Here is a 20,278-nt window from a genome sequence, read left to right as displayed (position 1 = left end):
GTCCCTCACGGCAGCCGCACCCGCTCACCGTGCGCGGGCACCCGGACCGTCACCTTCGGCGCCTCCCGCCGCGCACACCGCAAGAACTCCTCGCCCGGCGCGTGGAACTCGTGCGGCCGCACCATGTCCATCCCGATGGGCCAGTACGTACCCCAGTGCACCGGAACCGCCGCCGCGGGCGCCAGCAGGGCCAGCGCCCGCGCCGCACCCGCCGCGTCCAGGTGCCCGGGACCCAGGTAGGGCCCCCAGCCGCCCACCGGCAGCAGGGCCACGTCCACCGGTCCGACCTCGTCGGCCATCGAGTCGAACAGGCCGGTGTCCCCGGCGAAGTAGGTCCGCGACGAGCCCTCGATCACGTACCCGAGCGCGGGAGCGACCCGCGGCCCGAACGGCAGCCGCCGCCCGTCGTGCCGTGCGCCGACCGCCCGGACCCGTACGCCGCCCCCCGCACCGTCCCCCACGGTCACCGTGTCGCCCGGCGCCACCTCCGTGACCGCCAGCCCCCGCACCCCGGCTATCCGTGCCAGCCCCGGCACCGCGCCCGGCGCCCCGCGCGGCACCAGCAGCCGGGTCCCGCGCGCGAGGCGCGCCAGCGAGGGCAGGTGCAGATGATCGGCGTGCAGGTGCGAGACGAGCACCGCGTCGGCGACCGCCGCCTGCGGCGGGGGCACCGCCCCGCGGCGGCGCCGCAGGTGCGCCAGCCGGCGTGCGAAGAGCGGGTCCGTGAGCAGCCGGACCCCGGAGTCCTCGACCGTGCACGTCGCGTGGCCCCACCAAGTGATCTCCACCGGCCCCTGATCCCCTCCCTCGTCCCGCTCGCCACCGGGTCCCGTCCGAGCCTAAAGGCTGCCCGCCCAAACCGCCCGGAACCGGAGAACCGGCCCTCCACGCCCCCTCCTCCCCGGCGCCGGATCGGAGTAGGGTCGGGCGGCATGGATGAGCTGCGCGTGGCCGCGATCGCCAGCCTGGCCCCGCTGGAGGATCTGGACGCGGATCCCTTCGCCGTGGACACCCGGAGCCAGCACGCGATGTGCGCACGCTGGGCGGCCGACCGGGGGTACGTGGTGACCCGCCAACTGTTCGTCTACGGGCTGCGCGCCGACCACTGCGGGCTGTGGAACGACATCGACGCCGGGCGCGTCGACCTGTTCGTCACCGCCAACCACCGGGTGCTGACGCGCGCGCTGCACTCCGTGGGGGAGTTCACCGCGGAATGCGCACGGCGCGGCGTACGGCTGGAAACCGCCGGTCTCGACGAACCGCACTACACCTCCGCGATGAAGGCCGAGGTGCACCGCCGGCTCTCCATGCCGACCGCCGGATACGACGGCACCTAGGCCGCACGCGCCGGTCCCCGCCCCGCCCCCCGTACGCACATCCGCCGCCCGTGTCACCCGGCCTGCCGGGCGCCGCTGTGCGAGCCTGGACACCGTGGGGACGGGGGCCCGTCGGCGCGGTGCGGGCCACGGTGGTGAGGCGGGTTCGGCGTGTTGCGAGGCCGGTGGCGGACTGCGGGCGGCGCCCTGGTGCGGGTGGTCATCGTCTGGGCGGTGTCCACCCTCACCATGCTCGTCCTGGCCGGAATCCTCCCCGACTTCAGACTCCAGGCGGGCGCGGGCGCCGACCGCGACAGCATCACGCAGATAGGCCTGACGGCCGCCCTCGGAGCCGGTGCGTTCGGTCTGCTGAGCGCGCTGGTGTGGCCGGTCCTCGTACGTGCCCTGCTGCTGGTGCCGGCCCTGGTGCTCGGCCTGCTCGTCTTCTTCCTCAACGGCTCGCTGCTGCTGATCGCGCTCAGCCTGATCCCGGCCGGCCGCGGCGAGGCCGACCCCGAGACGGCGGTGGTGGTCGCCGCCGTGATGTCCGCCGTCGCCTCCGCCACCTCCACCGCGCTCGCCGTCCGGGACGACGAGGCCTACCGGCGCCGGCTCTACCGGCTCGCCGACCGCCGCCGGCGCCGTCAGCGCCGCGAGGGCATGCCCGGGGCCGACGAACGCGCCCCCGCCACGGTGTTCCTGCAGCTCGACGGGGTCGGGTACGAGGTGCTGCGCCGCGCGGCCGGCAGCGGTCTGATGCCGACGGTGGCCGAATGGCTCGACCGCACCCACCGCGTCACCTCCTGGCGCACCGACTGGTCCAGCCAGACCGGCGCCAGCCAGCTCGGCATCCTGCACGGCTCCAACTTCGACGTCCCGGCCTTCCGCTGGTACGAGAAGGACACCGGCGAGGTGGTGGTCTGCAACCGGCCCACCAGCGCCGCCGAGCTCCAGCGGCGGGCCGTCGAACGCACCGGGGACGGGGGCCTGCTGACCCTCGACGGGGCCAGCCGCGGCAACCTCTTCAGCGGCGGCGCCGGCCAGCTGGCGCTCGTCCTGTCCGTCTCGGCCCGGCGGAGCCCGCACAACCGCTCCCGCGCGGGCTACTTCGCGTACTTCTCCGACCCGGCCAACGCGGTCCGCACCGCGCTCTCCTTCGTCGCCGAGGTGGCCCGCGAGATCACCCAGTCGGTACGCGGCCGCCTGCGCGGGGACCGGCCACGGGTCGCCCGCGGCGGGCTGTACCCGCTGATCCGGGCCTTCGCGACGGTGGTGGAGCGCGACGTCGTGGTCGCCGCCGTGATCGGCGACATGCTGGCCGGGCGCGCCGCGGTCTACGCCGACCTGGTCGCCTACGACGAGGTCGCCCACCACTCGGGCCCGCGCTCCCGGGACACCGAGCAGGTGCTCGCGCGGCTCGACCGCAGCCTCGCGCTCATCGCCCGGGTCGCCGAGCACGCGCCCCGGGAGTACCGGATCGTGCTGCTCTCGGACCACGGCCAGAGCCCGGGGGAGACCTTCCTGGCCCGGTACGGGCTCACCCTGAAGGACCTGGTCCGCGCGGGCTGCGGGCTGCCCGTGTCCCGGAAGGCCGGCCGCACCCACAGCGGCGCCGAGGCGCGTGCCGCCGTACTGGCCGCGCTCCACCGGCCGGTGGAGGAGACCGACGAGGAGGTGCGCCCCGGGGCGGGGCCCGACCCGGTGGTACTGGCCTCGGGCAACCTCGGGCTGATCTCCTTCCCGGACCTGCCCGGCCGGGCCTCCAGGGAGCGGATCGACCGCGCGCACCCGGCGCTGCTCTCCACCCTGGCGAACCACCCCGGCGTCGGCTTCCTGCTCGTCGACGGGACCGTCCTGGCGGCCGATGGGGCCGAAGCCCGGCTGGACGAGCCGGGCGCGGTGGAGGAACTGCTGGCCCCCTTCGGCCCGGGCGCGGCGCGGGCCGTCCGGCGGACCGACAGCTTCCCGCACGTGGCCGACGTGATGGTGAACTCGGCCTACGACCCGCAGACGGGCGCGGTGCACGCCTTCGAGGAGCAGATCGGCTCGCACGGCGGCCTGGGCGGGGAGCAGGGCCACCCGTTCCTGATGTGGCCGGTGGAGCTCTCCGAGCCGGTGTTCCGGCCCGACGGGGAGCTGGTGGGCGCGGAGGCGGTCCACGAGGTCCTGCGCCGCTGGCTCACCGAGGCGGACGGGCCCCAGATCCCGGTCCCCCCGGAGATCTCCGTCACCCCGGGCGCGGACCCGGCGTAGGCCTCCGGCCGGAGCATCGCGCGCCCGCCCGGCCGGGGCGTACGTTGGAAGCAGAGTCCATCAGGGGGGCTCCGAGGGGTCGCCATGTCCGCGATCAGCAAGAGCATCGACATAGACCGCAGTCCCGAGGACGTCTACTCGTACGTCACGGACCCCACGCACCTGCCGGAGTGGCAGGACAGCGCCGTCTCCGCGGTGCCCATGGGGGACCTTCCCGTCCACGTCGGTTCGAAGGTCCTCGTCACCCGGCAGATCGGCAGGCGCAGGATCCCCACGACCATGGAGTTCCTGGAGATGGACCCGCCGAGGAGCTGGCACCTCCACGGCATCGACGGTCCGGTCCGGCCGGACGTGCGGGGCCGCATCGAACCGCTCGACGGCGGGGCCCGTTCGCGCGTGACCATCGCCGTCGACTTCGAGGGCCACGGCCTGGGCAGGGCGCTCGTACCGCTCGCGGTCAAGCCCATGGTCCGCAAGGAGATGCCCCGCAGCGAGGAGAAGCTCAAGCACCTGCTGGAGCACTCCGCGGCCTGAGGGCAAGGGACGGAGGGCCCTCGGGGGCCCGGAAAACCGGGTGCTCCGGGACACGTGGTGTGCCCAGACTGGGCACACCACGTACCCGGACCCCTAAGGACTTGTCGCCCGTGCAGGCCGCCGTCACCGTCACCCCCGCCCAGCTCCCCGAACTGCTCCTCGGGCTCGCCACCGTGCGGCCCGTGTTCCTCTGGGGGGCGCCCGGCATCGGCAAGTCCTCGCTCGTGCGGAAGTTCGCGGATTCGCTGGGGCTGGAGTGCGTGAGCCTGCTGGGTACCCAGCTCGCGCCGGAGGACCTGATCGGCGTACCGCAGATCCGTGACGGGCGTTCGGTGTTCTGCCCACCCGAGGCCATCGCCCGCGAGGAGCCGTACTGCCTGTTCCTCGACGAGCTCAACGCCGCGAGCCCGGACGTGCAGAAGGCCTTCTACTCCCTGATCCTCGACCGGCGGATCGGCTCCTACGAGCTGCCCGCGGGCTCCATCGTCATCGGCGCGGGCAACCGGGCCACCGACAACGCCCTGGCCCGCCCCATCGCCTCCGCGCTCGTCAACCGCCTCACCCACGTCCACCTGACCGCCTCCGCCGGGGACTGGCTGGTGTGGGCCGGCGAGCACGGCATCCACCCGTGGGTCACCGACTACCTCACCGACCGGCCCGACCACCTGTGGTCGCAGCCGCCCAAGACGGAGGAGCCGTTCTCCACGCCGCGCTCCTGGCACATGCTCTCCGACGCCCTGCACTCCTTCGGCCAGGACCTGGACGAGCAGACGCTCGGCGTGCTCGCGCACGGCACCCTCACCCCCGCGCACGCCGTGTCCTTCCGCGGCTACGCCAAGATCGTCCGGCACACCTTCGGCATCGAGGCGGTCATCAAGGGCGATGCCTCCTGGCCCGCCCGCGTGGAGGACCGCGACCTGCTGTACTACCTCGCCGAGGCCTTCCGGGGCCGCCTGGTCAAGGAGCTCCCGGCCCGCAAGGAGCACGTCTCGCCCGCCGTCCGGCAGACCGCCTACCGCGCCAAGTCCCTGCTCGTGCAGCTCGCCGAGATCTCCGTCGAGGTCGCCCAGACCGTCATCGCCGACGACGCCGACGGCCTGCCCGTGCTGCCCGCCTGGTTCCTCATCGAAGCCGCCCGCGACATGCCCCGCCTGGTCGAGGCCCGCCGGTGAGCAGCAAGGCCAAGCAGGGCAAGGAGCCCAAGCCCGATCCGGCCACCCTCGCCTACGAGGCAGGGCGGGCCGCGGTCCGGCAGAACCCCGCGCTGAACGCCGTGTCCGCCACCCACTGCCGAAGCCCGAAGTGCGCGCACTGCGCCGCCGCCGGGCTCGCCGTGGTCACCTCCAACGGGGTGATCCACGCCCACCCGACCCGCCGCGCCGAGCCCGCGGAGTGGGCCTGGACCCTGGCGCACTGCCTGCTCCACCTCGGCTTCGGGCACGTACCCGCCGCCAAGGAGGCGGACCGGCCTCAGCCCGACCGCGCCGACCTCGCGGCCCGCTGTGTCGTCGTCAACCGCTTCCTGCTGAACTTCCCCGTCGGCCTGGCCCCCGACCGGCTGCCCGAGGCGTACCCGGGCGGCGACGAGGAGCAGCTCGCCGGCGCCTGGCGCCGGGACGGCGTCCCGCCCCGCTACGAGGACTGCGGTACGAGCGCCCCCGGCGCCCCCGACCAGATCCTGGAGGCCTGGTCGCACTGGAGCGCCGTCCCCGACTGGCAGACCGGCTTCGCGCACGCCCTCACCCGGTCCGTGTCCGCCACCATGGACCTGGCCGCCGGCCGCGAGGGCCACCGGCCGCAGCCGTGGGAGCGGGCCCTGAACTGGTTCGTGTCCTCCTACCCCCTGCTCGGCGGCCTCGCCGCGGGCCTGCGGCTCGTCGCCGACGCCGAGCTGGCCCGCGCCCAGGGCATCGACATCGCCGCCGTCAGCGCGAGCGCCGGGGAGATCTACGTCAACCCGCTGCGCACCTTCACCGACGGGGAATGGCGGTTCATCCTGGCCCACGAGATGCTGCACGCCGCCCTGCGCCACGGGGAGCGGTGCGGCGCGCGCGACCCGTACCTGCACAACGTGGCCGCCGACTACGTCGTCAACGGCTGGCTCGTGGAGATGGACGTCGGCGAGATGCCCGAGGGGCTGCTGTACGACGCGGAGCTGCGGGGCCTGTCCGTGGAGGAGGTCTACGACCGGATCACCGGCGACCTGCGCCGGATGCGCCGGCTCGCCACCCTGCGCGGCAAGGGCCGCGGGGACATCCTGGGCGAGCCGCTGCCGCACCCGGGGAGCGGCCCGTACACCGACCTGGACGAGTTCTACCGGCGCGGCCTGGTCCAGGGCTTCGACCTGCACGGGGCCGGGGAGCGCGGGCTGCTGCCCGCCGGGCTGGTCGAGGAGATCCGGGCGCTGGCCCACCCGCCGGTGCCCTGGGACGTGCGGCTGGCCCGCTGGTTCGACGAGTACGTGCCCCGCCCGGAGCCGGTACGCAGCTTCGCGCGCCCGGCCCGCCGCCAGGCCTCCACGCCGGACATCCCGCGCGCGGGCCGGTACTTCCCGCCCGAGGAGACCGCCCGCTGCACCTTCGGCGTGGTCCTCGACACCTCGGGGTCGATGGACACCGCCCTGATCGGCAAGGCGCTCGGCGCCATCGCCTCGTACGCCGAAGCCCGCGACGTGCCGGCCGCCCGCGTCGTGTTCTGTGACGCGGCGCCGTACGACGCGGGCTATCTGCCCCCGGCTGTTCTTTCTGGGCGAGCCCAGGGCCGGGTGAAAGTGCGCGGCCGGGGCGGGACCGTACTGCAGCCGGGCATCGACCTGCTGCTGCGGGCGGAGGACTTCCCGCCCGGGGCCCCGGTCCTGGTGATCACCGACGGCTGGACCGACACCCTGCGGATCCGGCGCGAGCACGCCTTCCTGGTCCCGCAGGGCGCCTCCCTGCCGTTCACGCCCCGCGGGCCGGTCTTCCGACTGGCCTGAGGGGCGTGACCCGACTTCTCAGTCGAGGTAGTCGCGCAGCACCTGCGAGCGCGACGGGTGACGGAGCTTCGACATGGTCTTCGACTCGATCTGGCGGATGCGCTCACGGGTGACCCCGTACACGCGGCCGATCTCGTCGAGGGTCTTCGGCTGACCGTCGTTGAGGCCGTAGCGCATGGAGACCACGCCCGCCTCGCGCTCCGAGAGCGTGCCCAGGATGGACTGGAGCTGCTCCTGGAGGAAGGTGAAGGAGACCGCGTCGGCCGGCACGACCGCCTCGGAGTCCTCGATGAGGTCACCGAACTCGCTGTCGCCCTCCTCACCCAGCGGGGTGTGCAGCGAGATCGGCTCGCGGCCGTACTTCTGGACCTCGATGACCTTCTCGGGGGTCATGTCGAGTTCCTTGCCCAGCTCCTCCGGAGTGGGCTCCCGGCCGAGGTCCTGGAGCATCTGGCGCTGGACACGGGCCAGCTTGTTGATGATCTCGACCATGTGGACGGGGATGCGGATGGTGCGCGACTGGTCGGCCATGGCACGCGTGATCGCCTGCCGGATCCACCAGGTGGCGTACGTGGAGAACTTGAAGCCCTTGGTGTAGTCGAACTTCTCCACGGCGCGGATCAGACCGACGTTGCCCTCCTGGATCAGGTCCAGGAAGAGCATGCCGCGGCCGGTGTAGCGCTTGGCGAGGGAGACCACGAGGCGGAGGTTGGCCTCCAGCAGGTGGTTCTTGGCCCGGCGGCCGTCCTCGACGAGGATCTCCAGCTCGCGCTTGAACGCGGGCTTGTGGTCCTCCTCCTCTTCGAGCTTGTACTCGGAGAAGAGTCCGGCCTCGATGCGCTTGGCGAGCTCCACCTCCTGCTCGGCGTTGAGCAGCGGCACCTTGCCGATGAGCTTGAGGTAGTCCTTGACGGGGTCGGCGGTGGCGCCGGCGACCATGACGGTCTGGGCCGGGGCGTCGTCCTCGTCGTCGTCGGACAGGACGAAGCCGGCGCTGCCGCCCGTCTTGGGCGTCTCCTTCTCGTCGCCCTCGTCCAGGTCCTCGGCAGCCCAGTCCTCGCCCTCGGCCACGGGGGCGTCGCCCTCGTCGCCGTCCTTGGCGGTCTTCTTCGTGGCTGCCGTCTTCTTCACGGCGGTCTTCTTGACGGCGGCCTTCTTGACCGTCCGCTTCTTGGGCGCGGCGGCGGCCTCCGCCGCCACCTCCTCCTCGGTCCCGGAGGCCGACGGGTCGGATATCGCCGCGGCGGGGGTGGTGGCAGCCGTCTTGCGCGCACCGATGAGGCGCGGCGGGGCAGCGGCCTTCTTGGCGACGGTGCGCGCCGGAGCGGCCGCCTTGCGCGCCTTCTTGGCGGGAGCCTTCGTGGCGGGGGCGGCGCTGACGTGCAGCGCGACGCCCTCCTCGTCCAGGACCTGGTTCAGGCTGCGCAGGACCCGCTTCCACTGGTCCACCGGGATGCGGCCGGCCTCGAAGGCCTGGCGCACGTCATCACCGTTGATGTGACCCTGCTCGCGGCCGCGCTCGACAAGCGCGACCAGGGCCTCGGATTCGGCGATTTCCGTGGGGAACGTACGGGACGGGCTGAGCGACACAAGGAGCCTCTCGTTGCGAACAGATAAGGGGTGGCGGGACATCATCGCGCGAACTCGGGAAACAGACCCGAGGGGGGTCTGTATTCCGGGCCGCACGAGGACACCTGTCGGTTCATCGCATGCCCGAGTAGATTCGTTACGCGCTGAATTGAGTGACCTGCGCCACGCCGTGACCGGAGAGCCGGTCGCGGGTGGTCGCGTCCGCCCGTTTTGTCAGCCCGTTTTGCGGGCTTCGATGAGAAATCGGGCGGTGTGCGCGACGAACGGGCCTTCGTGCTCGATCTGTTCGTGCAGCTCGCGCAACCGGTCCCGATGCTGCCCGACCGTGAAGCCCGGCACCATCCAGATCACCTTCCGTAGAAAGTAGATCACGGCTCCGATGTCGTGGAACTCCGTCCGCAGCCGCTCGGAGCGCAGATCGACCACCTCCAGCCCCGCCTTCGCGGCCCCGGCGACCGCGTCGTCGGGGTGCCGGCCCCGTCGGACCTCCTCCGGCTGCGGCCCCAGGAAGTACTCCACGAGCTCGAAGACGCTCGCCGGGCCGACCTGCTGGGAGAGGTACGTACCACCGGGCTTGAGCACCCGCGCGATCTCCTCCCACCAGACCGTGACCGGATGCCTGCTGGCGACGAACTCGAAGGCCTCGTCGCCGAACGGCAGCGGCGGCTCGTCGGAGTCCGCGACCACGACCGCGCCGATCGGGTGCAGCAGCCTCGTCGCCTTGTCGATGTTCGGCGGCCAGGATTCCGTGGCCACCGTCAGCCGGGGCAGGGGCCCGGCTCCGGCGAGCACCTCCCCGCCGCCGGTCTGGATGTCCAGGGCGGAGTCGACCTGCGCCAGGCGCCGCGCCAGGAGGCCCTGGTAGCCCCAGGAGGGACGCTGCTCGGTGGCGCGGCCGTCGAGCCAGGAGAAGTCCCAGCCGTCCACGGAGACGGATTCCGCTTCGGCGACGAGATGGTCGAAAGTGCGCGTCATGTCTCGATCGTCCCAGGTCCGGCGCCGCCCATCCACCGGATTGCCGGGCCGGGGCCCACGCCGGAACCCGCCCGGGTTCGCCTACACTGGGCGGCGGGCCGTGACTGGCGTTCGGGTGGATCACCACCGGGGAGCGGCCCGGCGTACTGCGCATCCCGTACGTCGACTGCCGCGCGCCTGGGCGAACCGCGACCCGTAGCGACGCCCAGGAGCCCCGATGACCACTCAGACGACTACCCAGACGGCCCAGACCGCCACGCTGATGGACGGCACCGCCCTCGCCCGCCGCATCTCCGAGCAGACCGCCGAGTACGCCGCGAAGATCACCGAGCGCACCGGTACCGCGCCCTGTCTCGCCACCGTGCTGGTCGGCGAGGACCCCGCGTCCGTCACCTACGTGCGCATGAAGCAGAACCGCTGCGCGAAGGCCGGGATCACCTCCCGCCACGTGGAGCTGCCGGCCGAGACGACCACCGAGGAGCTCGTCGCCACCCTGACCGCGCTCTCCGAGGACCCGGAGATCAGCGGCATCCTGCTCCAGCACCCCGTCCCGCACCACATCGACGAGCGCGCCGCCTTCGAGGCCATCGCCCCGGGCAAGGACGTCGACGGGGTCACGATGCACTCCTTCGCCGCCATGGGCTTCGGACTGCCGGGCTTCGTCTCCTGCACCCCCGGCGGCATCATGCGCCTGCTGGAGGCCTACGACGTGGACCTGACCGGCAAGCACGCCGTGGTCGTCGGCCGCAGCGCGATCCTGGGCAAGCCCGCCGGGATGCTCCTGCTGGAGCAGAACGCCACCGTCACCTACTGCCACTCCCGCACGGTGGACCTGCCGTCCATCGTCCGCCAGGCGGACGTGCTGGTCGCCGCCGTCGGCAAGGCCGAGTTCATCCGCGGCGAGGACATCAAGCCGGGCGCCGTGGTCCTGGACGCCGGCTACAACGAGGGCAACGTCGGCGACGTCCACTTCGAGTCCGCCGCCGCCCGCGCCTCGCTGATCACCCCGGTACCGGGCGGCGTCGGCCCGATGACCATCGCGGTGCTGCTGGAGCAGACCGTCCAGGCCGCCGCCGCGCAGGCCGGGCTGGCCCTCGCGGACCTCTGACCCGTCCCGCACCCCCTGTCGTACGGCGAACGCCCCGGGCCTTTCGGTCCGGGGCGCTGCGTTTCCCGCGGTAACGGGCCGAAAGACCGATCCCGGTCCGGCGCGAGCGGGCTCCACTGAATATGTGAAGCCTTCGATGGATATGCACAAGCCCCCGGCGTCGGACGCTGCACCGGACGCTGCGGCGGTCGGCAGGAAGCGCCACCCGCGCGGGCTCGCCACCCTCGTCCTCGCCGAGCTGTGGGAGCGTTTCAGCCTCTACGGCATGGTCGCCATCCTCGTGCACTTCCTCGCCGCCTCCCGCGGCCACGGGGGCATGGGGCTCCACGAGGGCACCGCGGAGGCCGTGGAAGGCGTCTACATGGCCATGATCTCGCTGCTGGCGCTCCCCGGCGGCTGGATCGCCGACCGGTTCCTCGGCGCCCGGCGGGCCGTCCTGTGGGGCGGTGTGGTCATCATGGCCGGCCACGCCCTGATGGCCGTCCCGAACCCGGTCTTCGTCTGGCCCGGCCTGGTCCTCATCGTGATCGGCACCGGCCTGCTCAAGCCGAACATCTCCGCGCTGGTCGGCCGGCTGTACGCCGCCGACGACGACCAGCGGCGCGACGCCGGCTACTCGATCTTCTACATGGGCATCAACCTCGGCGCCGTCATCGCCCCGCTCGTCGTCGGCTACCTCGGCGAGGAGGTCGACTGGCACCTCGGCTTCGGCGCCGCCGCCGTCGGCATGGCCCTCGGCCTGGTCCAGTACGTCCTCGGCGGCCGGCGCCTGTCGGAGCAGCTGCGGGCGGAGCCCGTGGTCCGGCTCACCGCCGCCGAGCGGGCCAAGGTGCGCAAGTCCTCCTCGTACGGCCTGGTCTTCACCGCCGTACTGGTCGCCCTGCTGGCCGCCGCGCACGCGCTGAGCATCGACAACATCACCTTCGTGCTGACGATCGTCGCCGTGGTGGTCCCGGCGGGCGTGCTGCTCTCGATGTACCGCAGCCCCAAGATCGACCGGGTGGAGAAGACCCGGCTGCGGGCGTACGTCTGGCTCTTCCTGGCCGCCACGCTGTTCTGGCTGGTCTACGACCAGATGGGCAACGAGCTCAACCTGTTCGCCGCCCAGAAGACCGACCTGTCCCTGCTCGGCTGGCACATCCCGGCCAGCTGGACCCAGTCGCTGCCCTCGCTGTTCGTGATCGTCCTGGCCCCCGTCTTCGCCGCCTTCTGGGTGCGCCGGGGCAAGCACATGAGCACCCCGTTCAAGTTCGGCCTGGCCCTGCTGCTGACCGGCGCCTCCTTCGTGGTCATGTCGGGCGCCGCGGCGATCGCCTCCAGCGGGGTCAAGGTCTCGCTGATGTGGCTGGTGGGCGTGTACGTGATCCAGGTGATGGGCGAGATGTGCCTGAGCCCGGTGGGCCTCTCGGTCACCACCAAGCTCGCCCCTCGGGCCTTCACCAACCAGATGATGGGCGTCTGGTTCCTCGCCGCCGCCACCGGCGACGCGATCGGCGCGCAGCTGCCCCGGCTCGACGCGGTCATCGGGCAGAGCTGGAACTTCCTGTGGCAGGGCGCCATGGTGATCGCGGCCGGCGCGGTGATGGTCTTCTTCACCAAGCGGCTCAAGGTCCTGACGGGCGAGGCGGCCGCCGCCCGGGAAACGGTGGCGGTGGCGGCCTGACCGTCCCGTCCCGCCCCTGCCCGCACGCGACCGGGCCCAGTTCTCAGACGGCGGCCGTGGCCCGGCGGCGGGCCTCCGCCACGATGGTCGAGGTGTGGAACTCCCGCGCCAGCTCCGTCAGCGGCTGGCCGCCGAGCCGGCAGGGCTCGGCGGGACCGGACCCGGGGCCCGGCTCCGCCCGGCCGGCGGCGGCACGGCGCCGGCACGCGGCCGCGAGTACGGCCGCGTCCGCCACCAGGGCGGCGCCCCGCTCGCACCGTCCCTGGGCCAGCGCGGCCTCGTAGGCCTCGCTCCGGACGGCGGGGTCGAACCAGGAGGCGAGCGCCAGCAGCCCGTCGTCGATCACCGATTCTCGGTGGATCAGCCGGATCCCGACGGGGGACCACCAGGTCATCGGCACCGTCATCACACTGGACGCGGCGAACCCGTGCAGGGCCTTCCACAGCGGACGCAGCCGGCGGTACTGGCTGAGCTCCTGCCAGGCCGTCGATCCGCCGACCAGGGGCACGATGAACCCGATTCCGACCAGCAACGCCGCCGCGGAGGCGAGCGGCGGCGCCAGGTGGGTGGACAGTCCGTCCCAGTCCCGGCCGGACCAGCGTGCGCCGACCGCCGCCCACTTCGCGACGAGATAGCCCACGTCCATCACCATGCCGGACATGAGCAGCGCCAGCCCGGTGCGCAGCGCCCGCAGCGCCGGGTCCACCCGCCGCAGCCACTTCCAGCACAGCAGGGTCAGCGCCGTGCTGCCGACGGTGTGCGCGGCCAGGTAGAGGGCGATCATCTCGCGCATCCACGGGGTGTTGGCGTAGTACGTGTCCAGGTCGCGCAGCCGCTCGACCGGCGCGTCCCCCTTCGCGAACAGGAAGACGATCGTCACGACGACGGCGCCGTACGCGACCACCGTGATCCGGGTGGCCCGGCGGACCCCCGGCGTCGGGCCGCCGCCCCAGTGCAGGATCAGCACGATGCACGACGCCGAGAACGCGGTGAGCGTGCTGTAGACCAGGGGGGCGGAGAAGTTGACGATGCCGGTGAGGCGGTTGACCGCGGCGATCGTCGGCGGACCGGACAGGAACATGGCGAGGGAACCGACCACGAGCAGTGTGCACACGGCACGCATCAGCGGCTGGTCCCAGCCACGGCGCAGCGTAGGAGCCTTGATGACCAGGGCCAGGACGATCACGAACCCCGGAACGTAGAGGATGAGACCGTCCGTCATGGGGTGCCGGCCACAGCGCTAGCGCGCTTCGACGGGGTCGGCCTCTTGGCCGAGTCCCGCGACGGCCCGCTCGGCGGCGGTCAGCGGCGGGGCGTCCAGCGCATCGCGGTCCGAGGCGCGCAGGACCTGCCAGATCACCGACGGCTTGACCCAGTGGGTGGGCGGGCTGCTCATGGTGCTGACCTCCAGGAAGGCGGCGGTCAGCTCCTGCCGGGTGGTGGCCCCGGTCATCAGCCGCGAGACGTAGGAGTTGAGCAGGCCGGCGCCGGCGCGCGGCTCCGTTGCGGTGGCGCCCGGGTACAGGATGTCCTGCGCGGTGGCGAGCTCCCAGGCGGTGGCCACCTGCGGGGCGAGGGCGCGCTGCGCCTCCATTCCGATGGCGGGGTGGGCCGGGCTCTTGGCGCGCAGCAGGGCGCGGACGGCCAGCACACCCTTGGCCGCGACCGTCATGCCCTGGCCGTAGAGGGGGTTGAAGGTGGCGACCGAGTCGCCGACGGCGAAGAAGCCGCCGGGGAGCTCGGCCTTCTCGAAGAAGACCCGGCGATTGGCGGTGCCCCGGGTGACGGCGACGTCGGTCAGCGGCTTCCTGCCCTCCAGGAGCTCGCCGACGATCGGGTCGCGGATGCCCTTGGCGAACGGGATGAACTCGTCGGGGTCGCCGGTGGGCTGGCCGCCCCGGGTCCCGGAGAGGGTGGCCTGCCACTGGCCGTTCTCGATGGGGACGATCGTCGCGGTCTGACCGGGGACCGGGACCCGGGGGTCGGACTGCACGTTGACGATGGGGAAGCCCAGCTCGTGGGCTCCGGCGGGGGCCTCGAAGATCCTGGTCGCGTAGACCAGGCCGGAGTCGACCTCCGCCTGCCGGACGCCGTCCACGCCGAGCTCCTGGAGCCAGGCGCGGGCCCGGGAGCCGCGGCCGCTCGCGTCGACCACGAGGTCGGCGGTGATCAGCCGGCCCTCCTCCTCCGGGGTGTCGACACGGACGCCGGTGATCCGCCTCGCGGTGCCCTCCAGGGAGCGGACCCGGCCGCGCTGGAGGGTGGTGACCCCGTCCAGGGCGATCACCCGGGCGCGGACCACGGAGTCGAGGAGATCGCGGCTGCACGAGACGTTGAACTGCTTCTCCCCGTACCGCGGGATCCAGCCCCGGGCGGTCTTGGTGACCAGGTCGGTGGGCAGGCTGCGGCGGATCGCACCCGCCGCCGTCCAGTCCTCCACGATGCCCGGCAGCAGGTCCTCGATGGCGCGGGCGCCGCCCGACCACATGACGTGGACGTGGCGGGCCTGCGGCAGTCCCCGCCGGGGCTCCGGGAGCTCGGGCAGGGTGTCGGCGTCGATGATGGTGACCCTCGCGTGCTCGGCGAGGACGGCGGCCGCCAAGAGGCCTGCCATGCTGCCCCCGATGACGACGGCGTGGCGGTGCGGGGAGGACTGGGTCATCGTGTGGTGCTCTCTGTCAGGGCCGTGCGCGTGCGCATCGGCGGAATGGGTGCGTCGGCGGGAGGCGGTGGTCAGCCGCCGGGGGCGTGGGCCGGGGCCCGCTCAACGTCCACAGCCGAACGAGGTCTTGATGCGCTCGATCACCTCGGGTACCTGCTCTTCCCGGGGCGGTGGCAGGAAGGTCCTGAGGATCTTTCCGAGGTGCAGGCCGAAGGTCTCCGCCCGGATCTCCGCGGGATCGCTGCGGTCGGCCCGGGCGGCCGCCTGCCGCAGCACGGAGCTCAGCCCGTCCTCGGAGTGCAGCAGCTCCGCCAGGCGGCCGCCCCGGCCGGTCAGCCGGGCGGCCACCGCCATGCCCTGACCGTGCCGGTCGCAGGTCCCCTCGTCCAGGTGCCACAGCTCGTGGCAGGCGATGACGAGCTGGTGCTCGGGCCGGGTGCGCTCCTCGATGACGAGGAGGTCGCGGTCCTCCATCTCCAGCCACAGCCCGCTGGCCGTGTCGGGCGGGAAGACGGCGAACCGGAACACGACCGGCCGGTCGCGGCCGCTCCCGTAGGCGGCGCACAGGCTCCCGATGATGGCGGGGGCGTCCGTACCCGGAGTCAGGCGCGCCGCCGCCAGCAGATCGTCGCCGAGCTTCCGCATGGCCCGTGTGGTCCTCATGACGCTCCCCCTTCGGCACTGCGGTCGATGTCCTCGGCGCCGCCCGGCGGGCGGGGGACGGCCGGGCGGCCCAACTGCCCTTCCCGCGCCAGCAGATCGTCCAGGTAGTCCGCCAGCGCCTTCCAGCCGCCCGGCGAGAGCCGGCCGGCCCGGGTGACGATGCTGCGCACGTCGTGCGCCCGCAACACGGCGAGCATCGGGTTCTCGGCGTTCCGCTCCGAGGACCGCAGCTCGCGCTCGATCCCGGCGAGCGCCCCGGCCAGCGCCTCGGTGTCGTCGGCCAGCAGGAAGCCGCTCTCGACCCCGTAGAAGCGCTGGATCCCGGCGGCCGCCGCGAGGTTGGGGAGCCCCTCGCCCCGGGTGAGGCGGGTCAGCGACTGGCCCGAGGCGTCGAAGGAGCCGGCGATGGCGGACAGGGAGTGGGGCTGGCCGTCCTCCCGCAGGCGCGTGCGGCGCAGGTGCTCGAAGCGGCGGCGCACCTGCTCCTTCAGCGGGAGCCGGGGCGGATTGCCGTCGAGCGTCAGCCGGATGTCCTGCGGGGTGATGCCGGTGAGGTACGAGAGGCGTTCGAGGTCGTCCGCGGGGCCTTCCGCCCGGCCCCCGGGCCCGGACCCGGTGGTGGCCAGGGCGCGCTCGACCGCGCTCTTGCTGTCGGCGAGCAGGAAGCCGGCGTACACCCCGAAGAACCGCTGCACGCCGGCCGCGTGGCCGAGCCGGGGCAGTCCGGTGCCCGCGTTGAGCGGACCGAGGGAGGCGCCGGGGGCGTCGAAGTCCTCGGCTATGGCCGCGAGCGACCACTCCCGGCCGTGCTTGTCGCGGCGGGTGGCGCGCAGCCGCAGGAAACGCCGGTGCACCCGCTCGCACAGCGGCAGCTCGGCGGCGGTGCCGTCCAGCACCCCGGGCAGGAGGGCCGGTTCGACCCCGGACAACTGGCTGAGCCGCTCCACGGCGAGCACGTGCGCGGGGTCCTGGCCGCAGCGCTCCGCCAGTGCCACGACACGGGCCCGGACCGCGCGGAGGTCGGGCCGGTCGGCGGCTCGCACCGGGTGTTGCTCCGTCAATAGAGAGAAGGTTCGAACTGGTTGCTCTGCGTGAAGCCTAACCCCGGGTTCCGTGGCGGAACAGGGTGGCTCCCAACGTTTCCTTCCGTTCAGCTCAAAAAACGTGGGGATCGGCCCCCGTCGCGAACCCCGGACGGCCGTGCGCCCATTACCCGGCAGGTAATCGACCCGCCAGGGCTCCGGCGGCACAGTGGAGCCATCGGGTTCCGGGGCCGCGCACTCGGCTCCGGGGCCCGGGCGCTCGTACCCCACCAGTGCATTCGACCCTCGACGGAGGCTGATCCGCCATGTCCGCAACCCTGCTCACCGCCGTAGCCCGCACCGCCGTCCCCTGGACCGCGCTGCGTCGGTTCCTCGCCCTCGACTCCGTCGTCACCACCGGCAACGGGCTCGCCTACGTCGCCCTCTCCGCGCCCCTCGGCCGCCTGCTCGGCGTCGGGCAGGGGCTGCTGCTGGGGCTCGGGGTGTTCCTGGTGCTCTACGGGGCGGGCGTAGGCCTGCTGGCCTCGCGCCGGCAGCCCCCGGTCTTCCCCGTCCGGCTCGTCATCGAAGGCAACTACGCCTGGGCCGCGCTCAGCCTCGTCGCCGTCGTGGTCTGGTTCACGCCCACCACCGTCGGGGCGGTGTGGATCCCGGCGCAGGCGCTCACCGTCGCCTCCTTCGCCCTCCTCCAGCAGCTGGCGCTGCGCGCGGGCTCAGGGCGCCAGTGACCGCAGGTACTTCACCGTCGCCGGGTCGGCCGGCAGCAGGGTCTCGATGGCCAGCTCGGCGACCGTCACGTCCATGGGGGTGTTGAAGGTCGAGATGGAGGACACGAAGGAGAGCAGGTGCCCGTCGTGCTCGATCCGCAGCGGGAGCGCGAGGTACGCGACGGCCTCGACCGGCCCGTCCTGGTACGGCTCGTCCCCGTGCGGCCCGTCCTGGTACGGCCCTTCCCCGTGCGGCCCGTCCTCGCCGGCCCCCGCCGCTCCGGTGGGCAGCGGATAGGCGGCCACCTCCTCGTACAGCGCGCGCAGCGGCGCCGAACGGGCCAGTGCGATCTGCCGCTCCATCTGGGCCAGCAGGTGCCCGCGCCACTCGCGCAGGTTGCGGATGCGGGGGGCGAGGCCCTCCGGGTGCAGGGTCAGCCGCATCGCGTTGAGGGGACCGGCCAGGAGGTGCTCCGGCAGCCCCTCCATCAGCATCATGATGCCCCGGTTGGCGGCCACCACGCCGTACGTGGCGTCCACCACCAGCGCCGGATACGGCTCGTAGGCGGCCAGCAGCCGTTCCAGTCCCTCGCGCAGCACTTCCATCGAGGGGTCGTCCAGCGGGGTGTGGGCGTACCGGGGCGCGTAACCGGCCGCCACCAGAAGGGCGTTGCGGTCCCGAACCGGGACGTCCAGCCGGTCGGCGAGCCGCAGCACCATCTCCTCGCTCGGCCGGGAACGGCCCGTCTCCACGAAGCTGATGTGCCGGGAGGAGGAGTCGGCGCGGCCCGCCAGCTCCAGCTGGCTGAGCCCGCGCCGCTCCCGCCAGTTGCGCAGCAGGGCTCCTACCGTCAAGGGCGCAGCAGTCGTCATACCGCGACGGTAGCCCAGCCGGGCACCCGCGGCCGGGTCACCCCAGGTCGAAGACGTTCCGCAGGCCGAGGCGGTAGCGCCACAGGTCCTGCCGCTTCGCGGACTCCACCTCCGGGGCCCGGTAGAGCGGCCGCACCGTGCACCGGGATGCCGGTGAACCATCCCTGTCCAGCAGGGAGTTGACCGCCGCCCGGGCCGAGGCGTTGGCCCCCTCCATGGTCGCCAGGTCGATGTCGACGGACACGTAGTCCCCGCTGAGGAAGAAGTTCGGGATCCGGGTGCCCGCGCTCGGCCGGTTGTGGAAGGTCCCGGTCGGGTGGATCAACAGCTGGTCCTCGTTGGTCGGATGGGGGGTCCCGATCCCGTCCACCCCCGGGTCCAGGAACCACGAGTGCAGCTTTCCGTCCGACAGCAGGGTCTTCCCGGTGTCGTTGAGCGAGGCCTTCAGCTGCGCCCACACCTCGCGGGCCACCTCCTCGCGGGTGCACTGCTTGGCCGTCTTCCCGTAGAGGATCCCCGGCTTGTCCCACTCGGAGATGTCCACCGACAGGCAGTCCACGGCCGCGCCGTCCCCGTAGTCGGCGGGGAAGTTCCGCGCCGGCCAGTGCTCGGCCTGCTGGATCGCCGTCAACGACCAGGGCGAGTCGATGCAGTTGAGGTGCCCGTGTACGAGGGGTGCGCGCTCGGTGAGGTAGAACTGGATGCCGGTCATCCAGTCGGTCCGCAGCAGGTCGCACCGCCCGAGCATCGGGTCGGCCGCGCGCAGCGCCGGGCTCCAGGTGCGGCGGGCGTGCTCGACGGGCAGCGCGCTGACGTAGTGGTCGGCGGTGACCGTCTGCGCGGCTCCGGCCGGGTCCTCGATGAGGACCCCGCTCACGCGGCCGTCCCCGTACCGCACCTCGCGCACCGTCCACCCGATCTTGAACTCCACGCCCAGCGAGCGCAGATGGGCCTCCCAGGGGTCGATCCAGGCCTCGTTGGTGGGGAGGTTCAGGATGCGGTCCGGCGGGCCGTCGGCGCCGCGGCCCAGCAGGTTGAAGACGAAGGCCTCGCCGAGCCTGCCGACGGTGCGGGTCGAGGCCTCCTCGGCCTTGGTGGCCACGATGTTGCGGGTGACGCCGATGGCGAGGATCCGCTGGTACTCGCTCGACATCCGCGCGGCCCGGGTGAACTCCCACCACGGGGTCCGCTCCCACTGCCCGTCGCGCCGCTCGTCGCAGCTGGTGAGGAACACCAGGGCGCGGTCGACGAAGTACGCCGTCTCGTGGAGCGGGAGGCGGACCAGCGACTGGAGGATCCCGGTGAGGGCCCGGCGCAGCTCGTCGGGGGTCAGCTCGGCGGGGGAGTGCTCCGGCCAGGGGATGGGCGCGCGCAGGTCCTCGCGGCCGGCCGCCCGGGCGAACATCATCTCGCGCGGGGCGACGAGGTTGTCCCAGACGCCGTTGGCGTTGCCCGGGAAGGGGATGCGCCGCATCGTGTCCGGCAGGTTGTGATAGATCCCCGGGATGAAGCGGAAGCCGTGCTCGGCGGGGAGCGGGCGGCGCCCGCCGCGGGCGCTGCCGGGGACGTCCATGCTGCGGGCCTTGCCGCCGAGCGCCCGCCGCTCGTACACGGTGACGGCGTAGCCGCGTTCGGCCAGTTCGTGCGCGGCGGTGAGGCCGGCGACCCCGCCGCCGAGGACGGCCACGCTGCGCGCCTGCCCGGCCGCGGCGGATCCGGTGGCGGCCCCGGCCGGGGCCGCGAGGCTCCCGGCGGCCGATAACGCGCCCGCGGTGGCGGCGGCCCCCGCGATGAACGTGCGCCTGGAGTTTCCTGTGCGCGTCACGGTGATGCTCCCTCGATGTCGTCGGCACCCAGCGGTATTACCGGCGGTAACAGTCACGTCCGGCGCAGGAGCATAGGGGTGGCGCGGTGGTC

The 20,278-nt window shown here is 73.1% G+C and carries 17 protein-coding genes and 1 riboswitch; of the genes, 8 read left to right on the top strand and 9 right to left on the bottom strand.

Annotation, left to right across the window (positions count from 1 at the left end):
• Positions 1 to 5: 5 nt before the first annotated feature.
• The gene (locus tag OHA37_RS06415; protein ID WP_266903329.1) at positions 6 to 788 is read right to left on the bottom strand and encodes an MBL fold metallo-hydrolase; all 783 of its coding nucleotides are present in this window, start codon (positions 786 to 788) and stop codon (positions 6 to 8) included.
• Between the two features lie 144 nt (positions 789 to 932).
• Between OHA37_RS06415 and OHA37_RS06410 the strand changes: the two genes are divergently transcribed.
• From OHA37_RS06410 to OHA37_RS06390, 5 genes are all read left to right on the top strand, one after another.
• On the top strand, positions 933 to 1,337 hold the full coding sequence (locus tag OHA37_RS06410; RefSeq protein ID WP_266903327.1) for a hypothetical protein: 405 nt from the start codon (positions 933 to 935) through the stop codon (positions 1,335 to 1,337).
• 150 nt (positions 1,338 to 1,487) lie between these two features.
• Positions 1,488 to 3,569, top strand: a complete 2,082-nt coding sequence (locus tag OHA37_RS06405; protein ID WP_266903325.1) for a phage holin family protein — start codon at positions 1,488 to 1,490, stop codon at positions 3,567 to 3,569.
• 84 nt (positions 3,570 to 3,653) lie between these two features.
• Positions 3,654 to 4,103, top strand: a complete 450-nt coding sequence (locus tag OHA37_RS06400; protein WP_266903323.1) for an SRPBCC family protein — start codon at positions 3,654 to 3,656, stop codon at positions 4,101 to 4,103.
• A gap of 110 nt (positions 4,104 to 4,213) precedes the next feature.
• On the top strand, positions 4,214 to 5,275 hold the full coding sequence (locus OHA37_RS06395) for an ATP-binding protein (protein WP_266903321.1): 1,062 nt from the start codon (positions 4,214 to 4,216) through the stop codon (positions 5,273 to 5,275).
• Entirely contained in the window at positions 5,272 to 7,077 is a 1,806-nt protein-coding gene (locus tag OHA37_RS06390) for a vWA domain-containing protein (RefSeq protein ID WP_266903319.1), read from the top strand. The genes OHA37_RS06395 and OHA37_RS06390 overlap by 4 nt, the downstream gene beginning before the upstream one ends.
• Before the next feature lie 18 nt (positions 7,078 to 7,095).
• On the opposite strand, the gene OHA37_RS06385 is transcribed toward OHA37_RS06390, so the two are convergent.
• Entirely contained in the window at positions 7,096 to 8,667 is a 1,572-nt protein-coding gene (locus OHA37_RS06385) for an RNA polymerase sigma factor (protein ID WP_266903317.1), read from the bottom strand.
• 213 nt (positions 8,668 to 8,880) lie between these two features.
• Complete coding sequence (locus OHA37_RS06380) at positions 8,881 to 9,642, bottom strand: methyltransferase domain-containing protein (RefSeq protein WP_266903315.1); 762 nt, start codon at positions 9,640 to 9,642, stop codon at positions 8,881 to 8,883.
• A 90-nt stretch (positions 9,643 to 9,732) separates the two neighbouring features.
• Positions 9,733 to 9,832: riboswitch (ZMP/ZTP riboswitch) on the top strand.
• Positions 9,833 to 9,859: 27 nt separating this feature from the next.
• On the opposite strand from OHA37_RS06380, the gene OHA37_RS06375 reads away from it, so the two are divergent.
• The gene (locus OHA37_RS06375) at positions 9,860 to 10,750 is read left to right on the top strand and encodes a bifunctional 5,10-methylenetetrahydrofolate dehydrogenase/5,10-methenyltetrahydrofolate cyclohydrolase (RefSeq protein WP_266903313.1); all 891 of its coding nucleotides are present in this window, start codon (positions 9,860 to 9,862) and stop codon (positions 10,748 to 10,750) included.
• Between the two features lie 142 nt (positions 10,751 to 10,892).
• A complete protein-coding gene (locus OHA37_RS06370; protein WP_266903311.1) occupies positions 10,893 to 12,413 on the top strand; it encodes a peptide MFS transporter in 1,521 nt (506 codons plus the stop codon).
• A gap of 43 nt (positions 12,414 to 12,456) precedes the next feature.
• Here OHA37_RS06370 and OHA37_RS06365 read toward each other — a convergent pair whose 3' ends face one another.
• The 4 genes from OHA37_RS06365 to OHA37_RS06350 form a co-directional block, all read right to left on the bottom strand.
• Complete coding sequence (locus OHA37_RS06365; RefSeq protein ID WP_266903309.1) at positions 12,457 to 13,635, bottom strand: MAB_1171c family putative transporter; 1,179 nt, start codon at positions 13,633 to 13,635, stop codon at positions 12,457 to 12,459.
• 18 nt (positions 13,636 to 13,653) lie between these two features.
• Positions 13,654 to 15,075, bottom strand: coding sequence for an NAD(P)/FAD-dependent oxidoreductase (locus tag OHA37_RS06360; RefSeq protein WP_266903307.1), 1,422 nt, complete (start codon positions 15,073 to 15,075; stop codon positions 13,654 to 13,656).
• A 102-nt stretch (positions 15,076 to 15,177) separates the two neighbouring features.
• Positions 15,178 to 15,738: a toxin-antitoxin system, toxin component gene (locus OHA37_RS06355; RefSeq protein ID WP_266903305.1), complete on the bottom strand. Its 561-nt coding sequence runs from the start codon at positions 15,736 to 15,738 to the stop codon at positions 15,178 to 15,180.
• Positions 15,735 to 16,799, bottom strand: a complete 1,065-nt coding sequence (locus tag OHA37_RS06350) for a hypothetical protein (RefSeq protein WP_328693165.1) — start codon at positions 16,797 to 16,799, stop codon at positions 15,735 to 15,737. The genes OHA37_RS06355 and OHA37_RS06350 overlap by 4 nt, the downstream gene beginning before the upstream one ends.
• Before the next feature lie 287 nt (positions 16,800 to 17,086).
• On the opposite strand from OHA37_RS06350, the gene OHA37_RS06345 reads away from it, so the two are divergent.
• Positions 17,087 to 17,509 (top strand): hypothetical protein, encoded by a 423-nt coding sequence (locus OHA37_RS06345; protein ID WP_266903301.1) that lies wholly within the window; start codon positions 17,087 to 17,089, stop codon positions 17,507 to 17,509.
• On the opposite strand, the gene OHA37_RS06340 is transcribed toward OHA37_RS06345, so the two are convergent.
• Positions 17,495 to 18,361: a helix-turn-helix domain-containing protein gene (locus tag OHA37_RS06340; protein ID WP_266903299.1), complete on the bottom strand. Its 867-nt coding sequence runs from the start codon at positions 18,359 to 18,361 to the stop codon at positions 17,495 to 17,497. The two genes, OHA37_RS06345 and OHA37_RS06340, sit on opposite strands and share 15 nt — an antisense overlap.
• 37 nt (positions 18,362 to 18,398) lie before the next feature.
• Positions 18,399 to 20,186 carry a hydroxysqualene dehydroxylase gene (locus OHA37_RS06335; RefSeq protein WP_266903297.1) on the bottom strand — a complete coding sequence of 596 codons (1,788 nt, stop codon included), beginning with the start codon at positions 20,184 to 20,186 and terminating at the stop codon, positions 18,399 to 18,401.
• Between the last annotated feature and the right edge of the window lie 92 nt (positions 20,187 to 20,278).

The organism is Streptomyces sp. NBC_00335 (assembly GCF_036127095.1).
GTDB lineage: Bacteria > Actinomycetota > Actinomycetes > Streptomycetales > Streptomycetaceae > Streptomyces.
Note: the sequence above shows the minus strand (reverse complement) of the source record. Positions and strands in the feature narration are given on the sequence as shown.

Excerpts from the sequence above, each read along its gene's own strand:
- OHA37_RS06340 (WP_266903299.1), bottom strand. The coding sequence starts at position 18,361 with ATGACGACTGCTGCGCCCTTGACGGTAGGAGCCCTGCTGCGCAACTGG.
- OHA37_RS06375 (WP_266903313.1), top strand. The coding sequence starts at position 9,860 with ATGACCACTCAGACGACTACCCAGACGGCCCAGACCGCCACGCTGATG.
- OHA37_RS06370 (WP_266903311.1), top strand. The coding sequence starts at position 10,893 with ATGCACAAGCCCCCGGCGTCGGACGCTGCACCGGACGCTGCGGCGGTC.
- OHA37_RS06365 (WP_266903309.1), bottom strand. The coding sequence starts at position 13,635 with ATGACGGACGGTCTCATCCTCTACGTTCCGGGGTTCGTGATCGTCCTG.
- OHA37_RS06360 (WP_266903307.1), bottom strand. The coding sequence starts at position 15,075 with ATGACCCAGTCCTCCCCGCACCGCCACGCCGTCGTCATCGGGGGCAGC.
- OHA37_RS06345 (WP_266903301.1), top strand. The coding sequence starts at position 17,087 with ATGTCCGCAACCCTGCTCACCGCCGTAGCCCGCACCGCCGTCCCCTGG.
- OHA37_RS06400 (WP_266903323.1), top strand. The coding sequence starts at position 3,654 with ATGTCCGCGATCAGCAAGAGCATCGACATAGACCGCAGTCCCGAGGAC.
- OHA37_RS06355 (WP_266903305.1), bottom strand. The coding sequence starts at position 15,738 with ATGAGGACCACACGGGCCATGCGGAAGCTCGGCGACGATCTGCTGGCG.
- OHA37_RS06380 (WP_266903315.1), bottom strand. The coding sequence starts at position 9,642 with ATGACGCGCACTTTCGACCATCTCGTCGCCGAAGCGGAATCCGTCTCC.
- OHA37_RS06410 (WP_266903327.1), top strand. The coding sequence starts at position 933 with ATGGATGAGCTGCGCGTGGCCGCGATCGCCAGCCTGGCCCCGCTGGAG.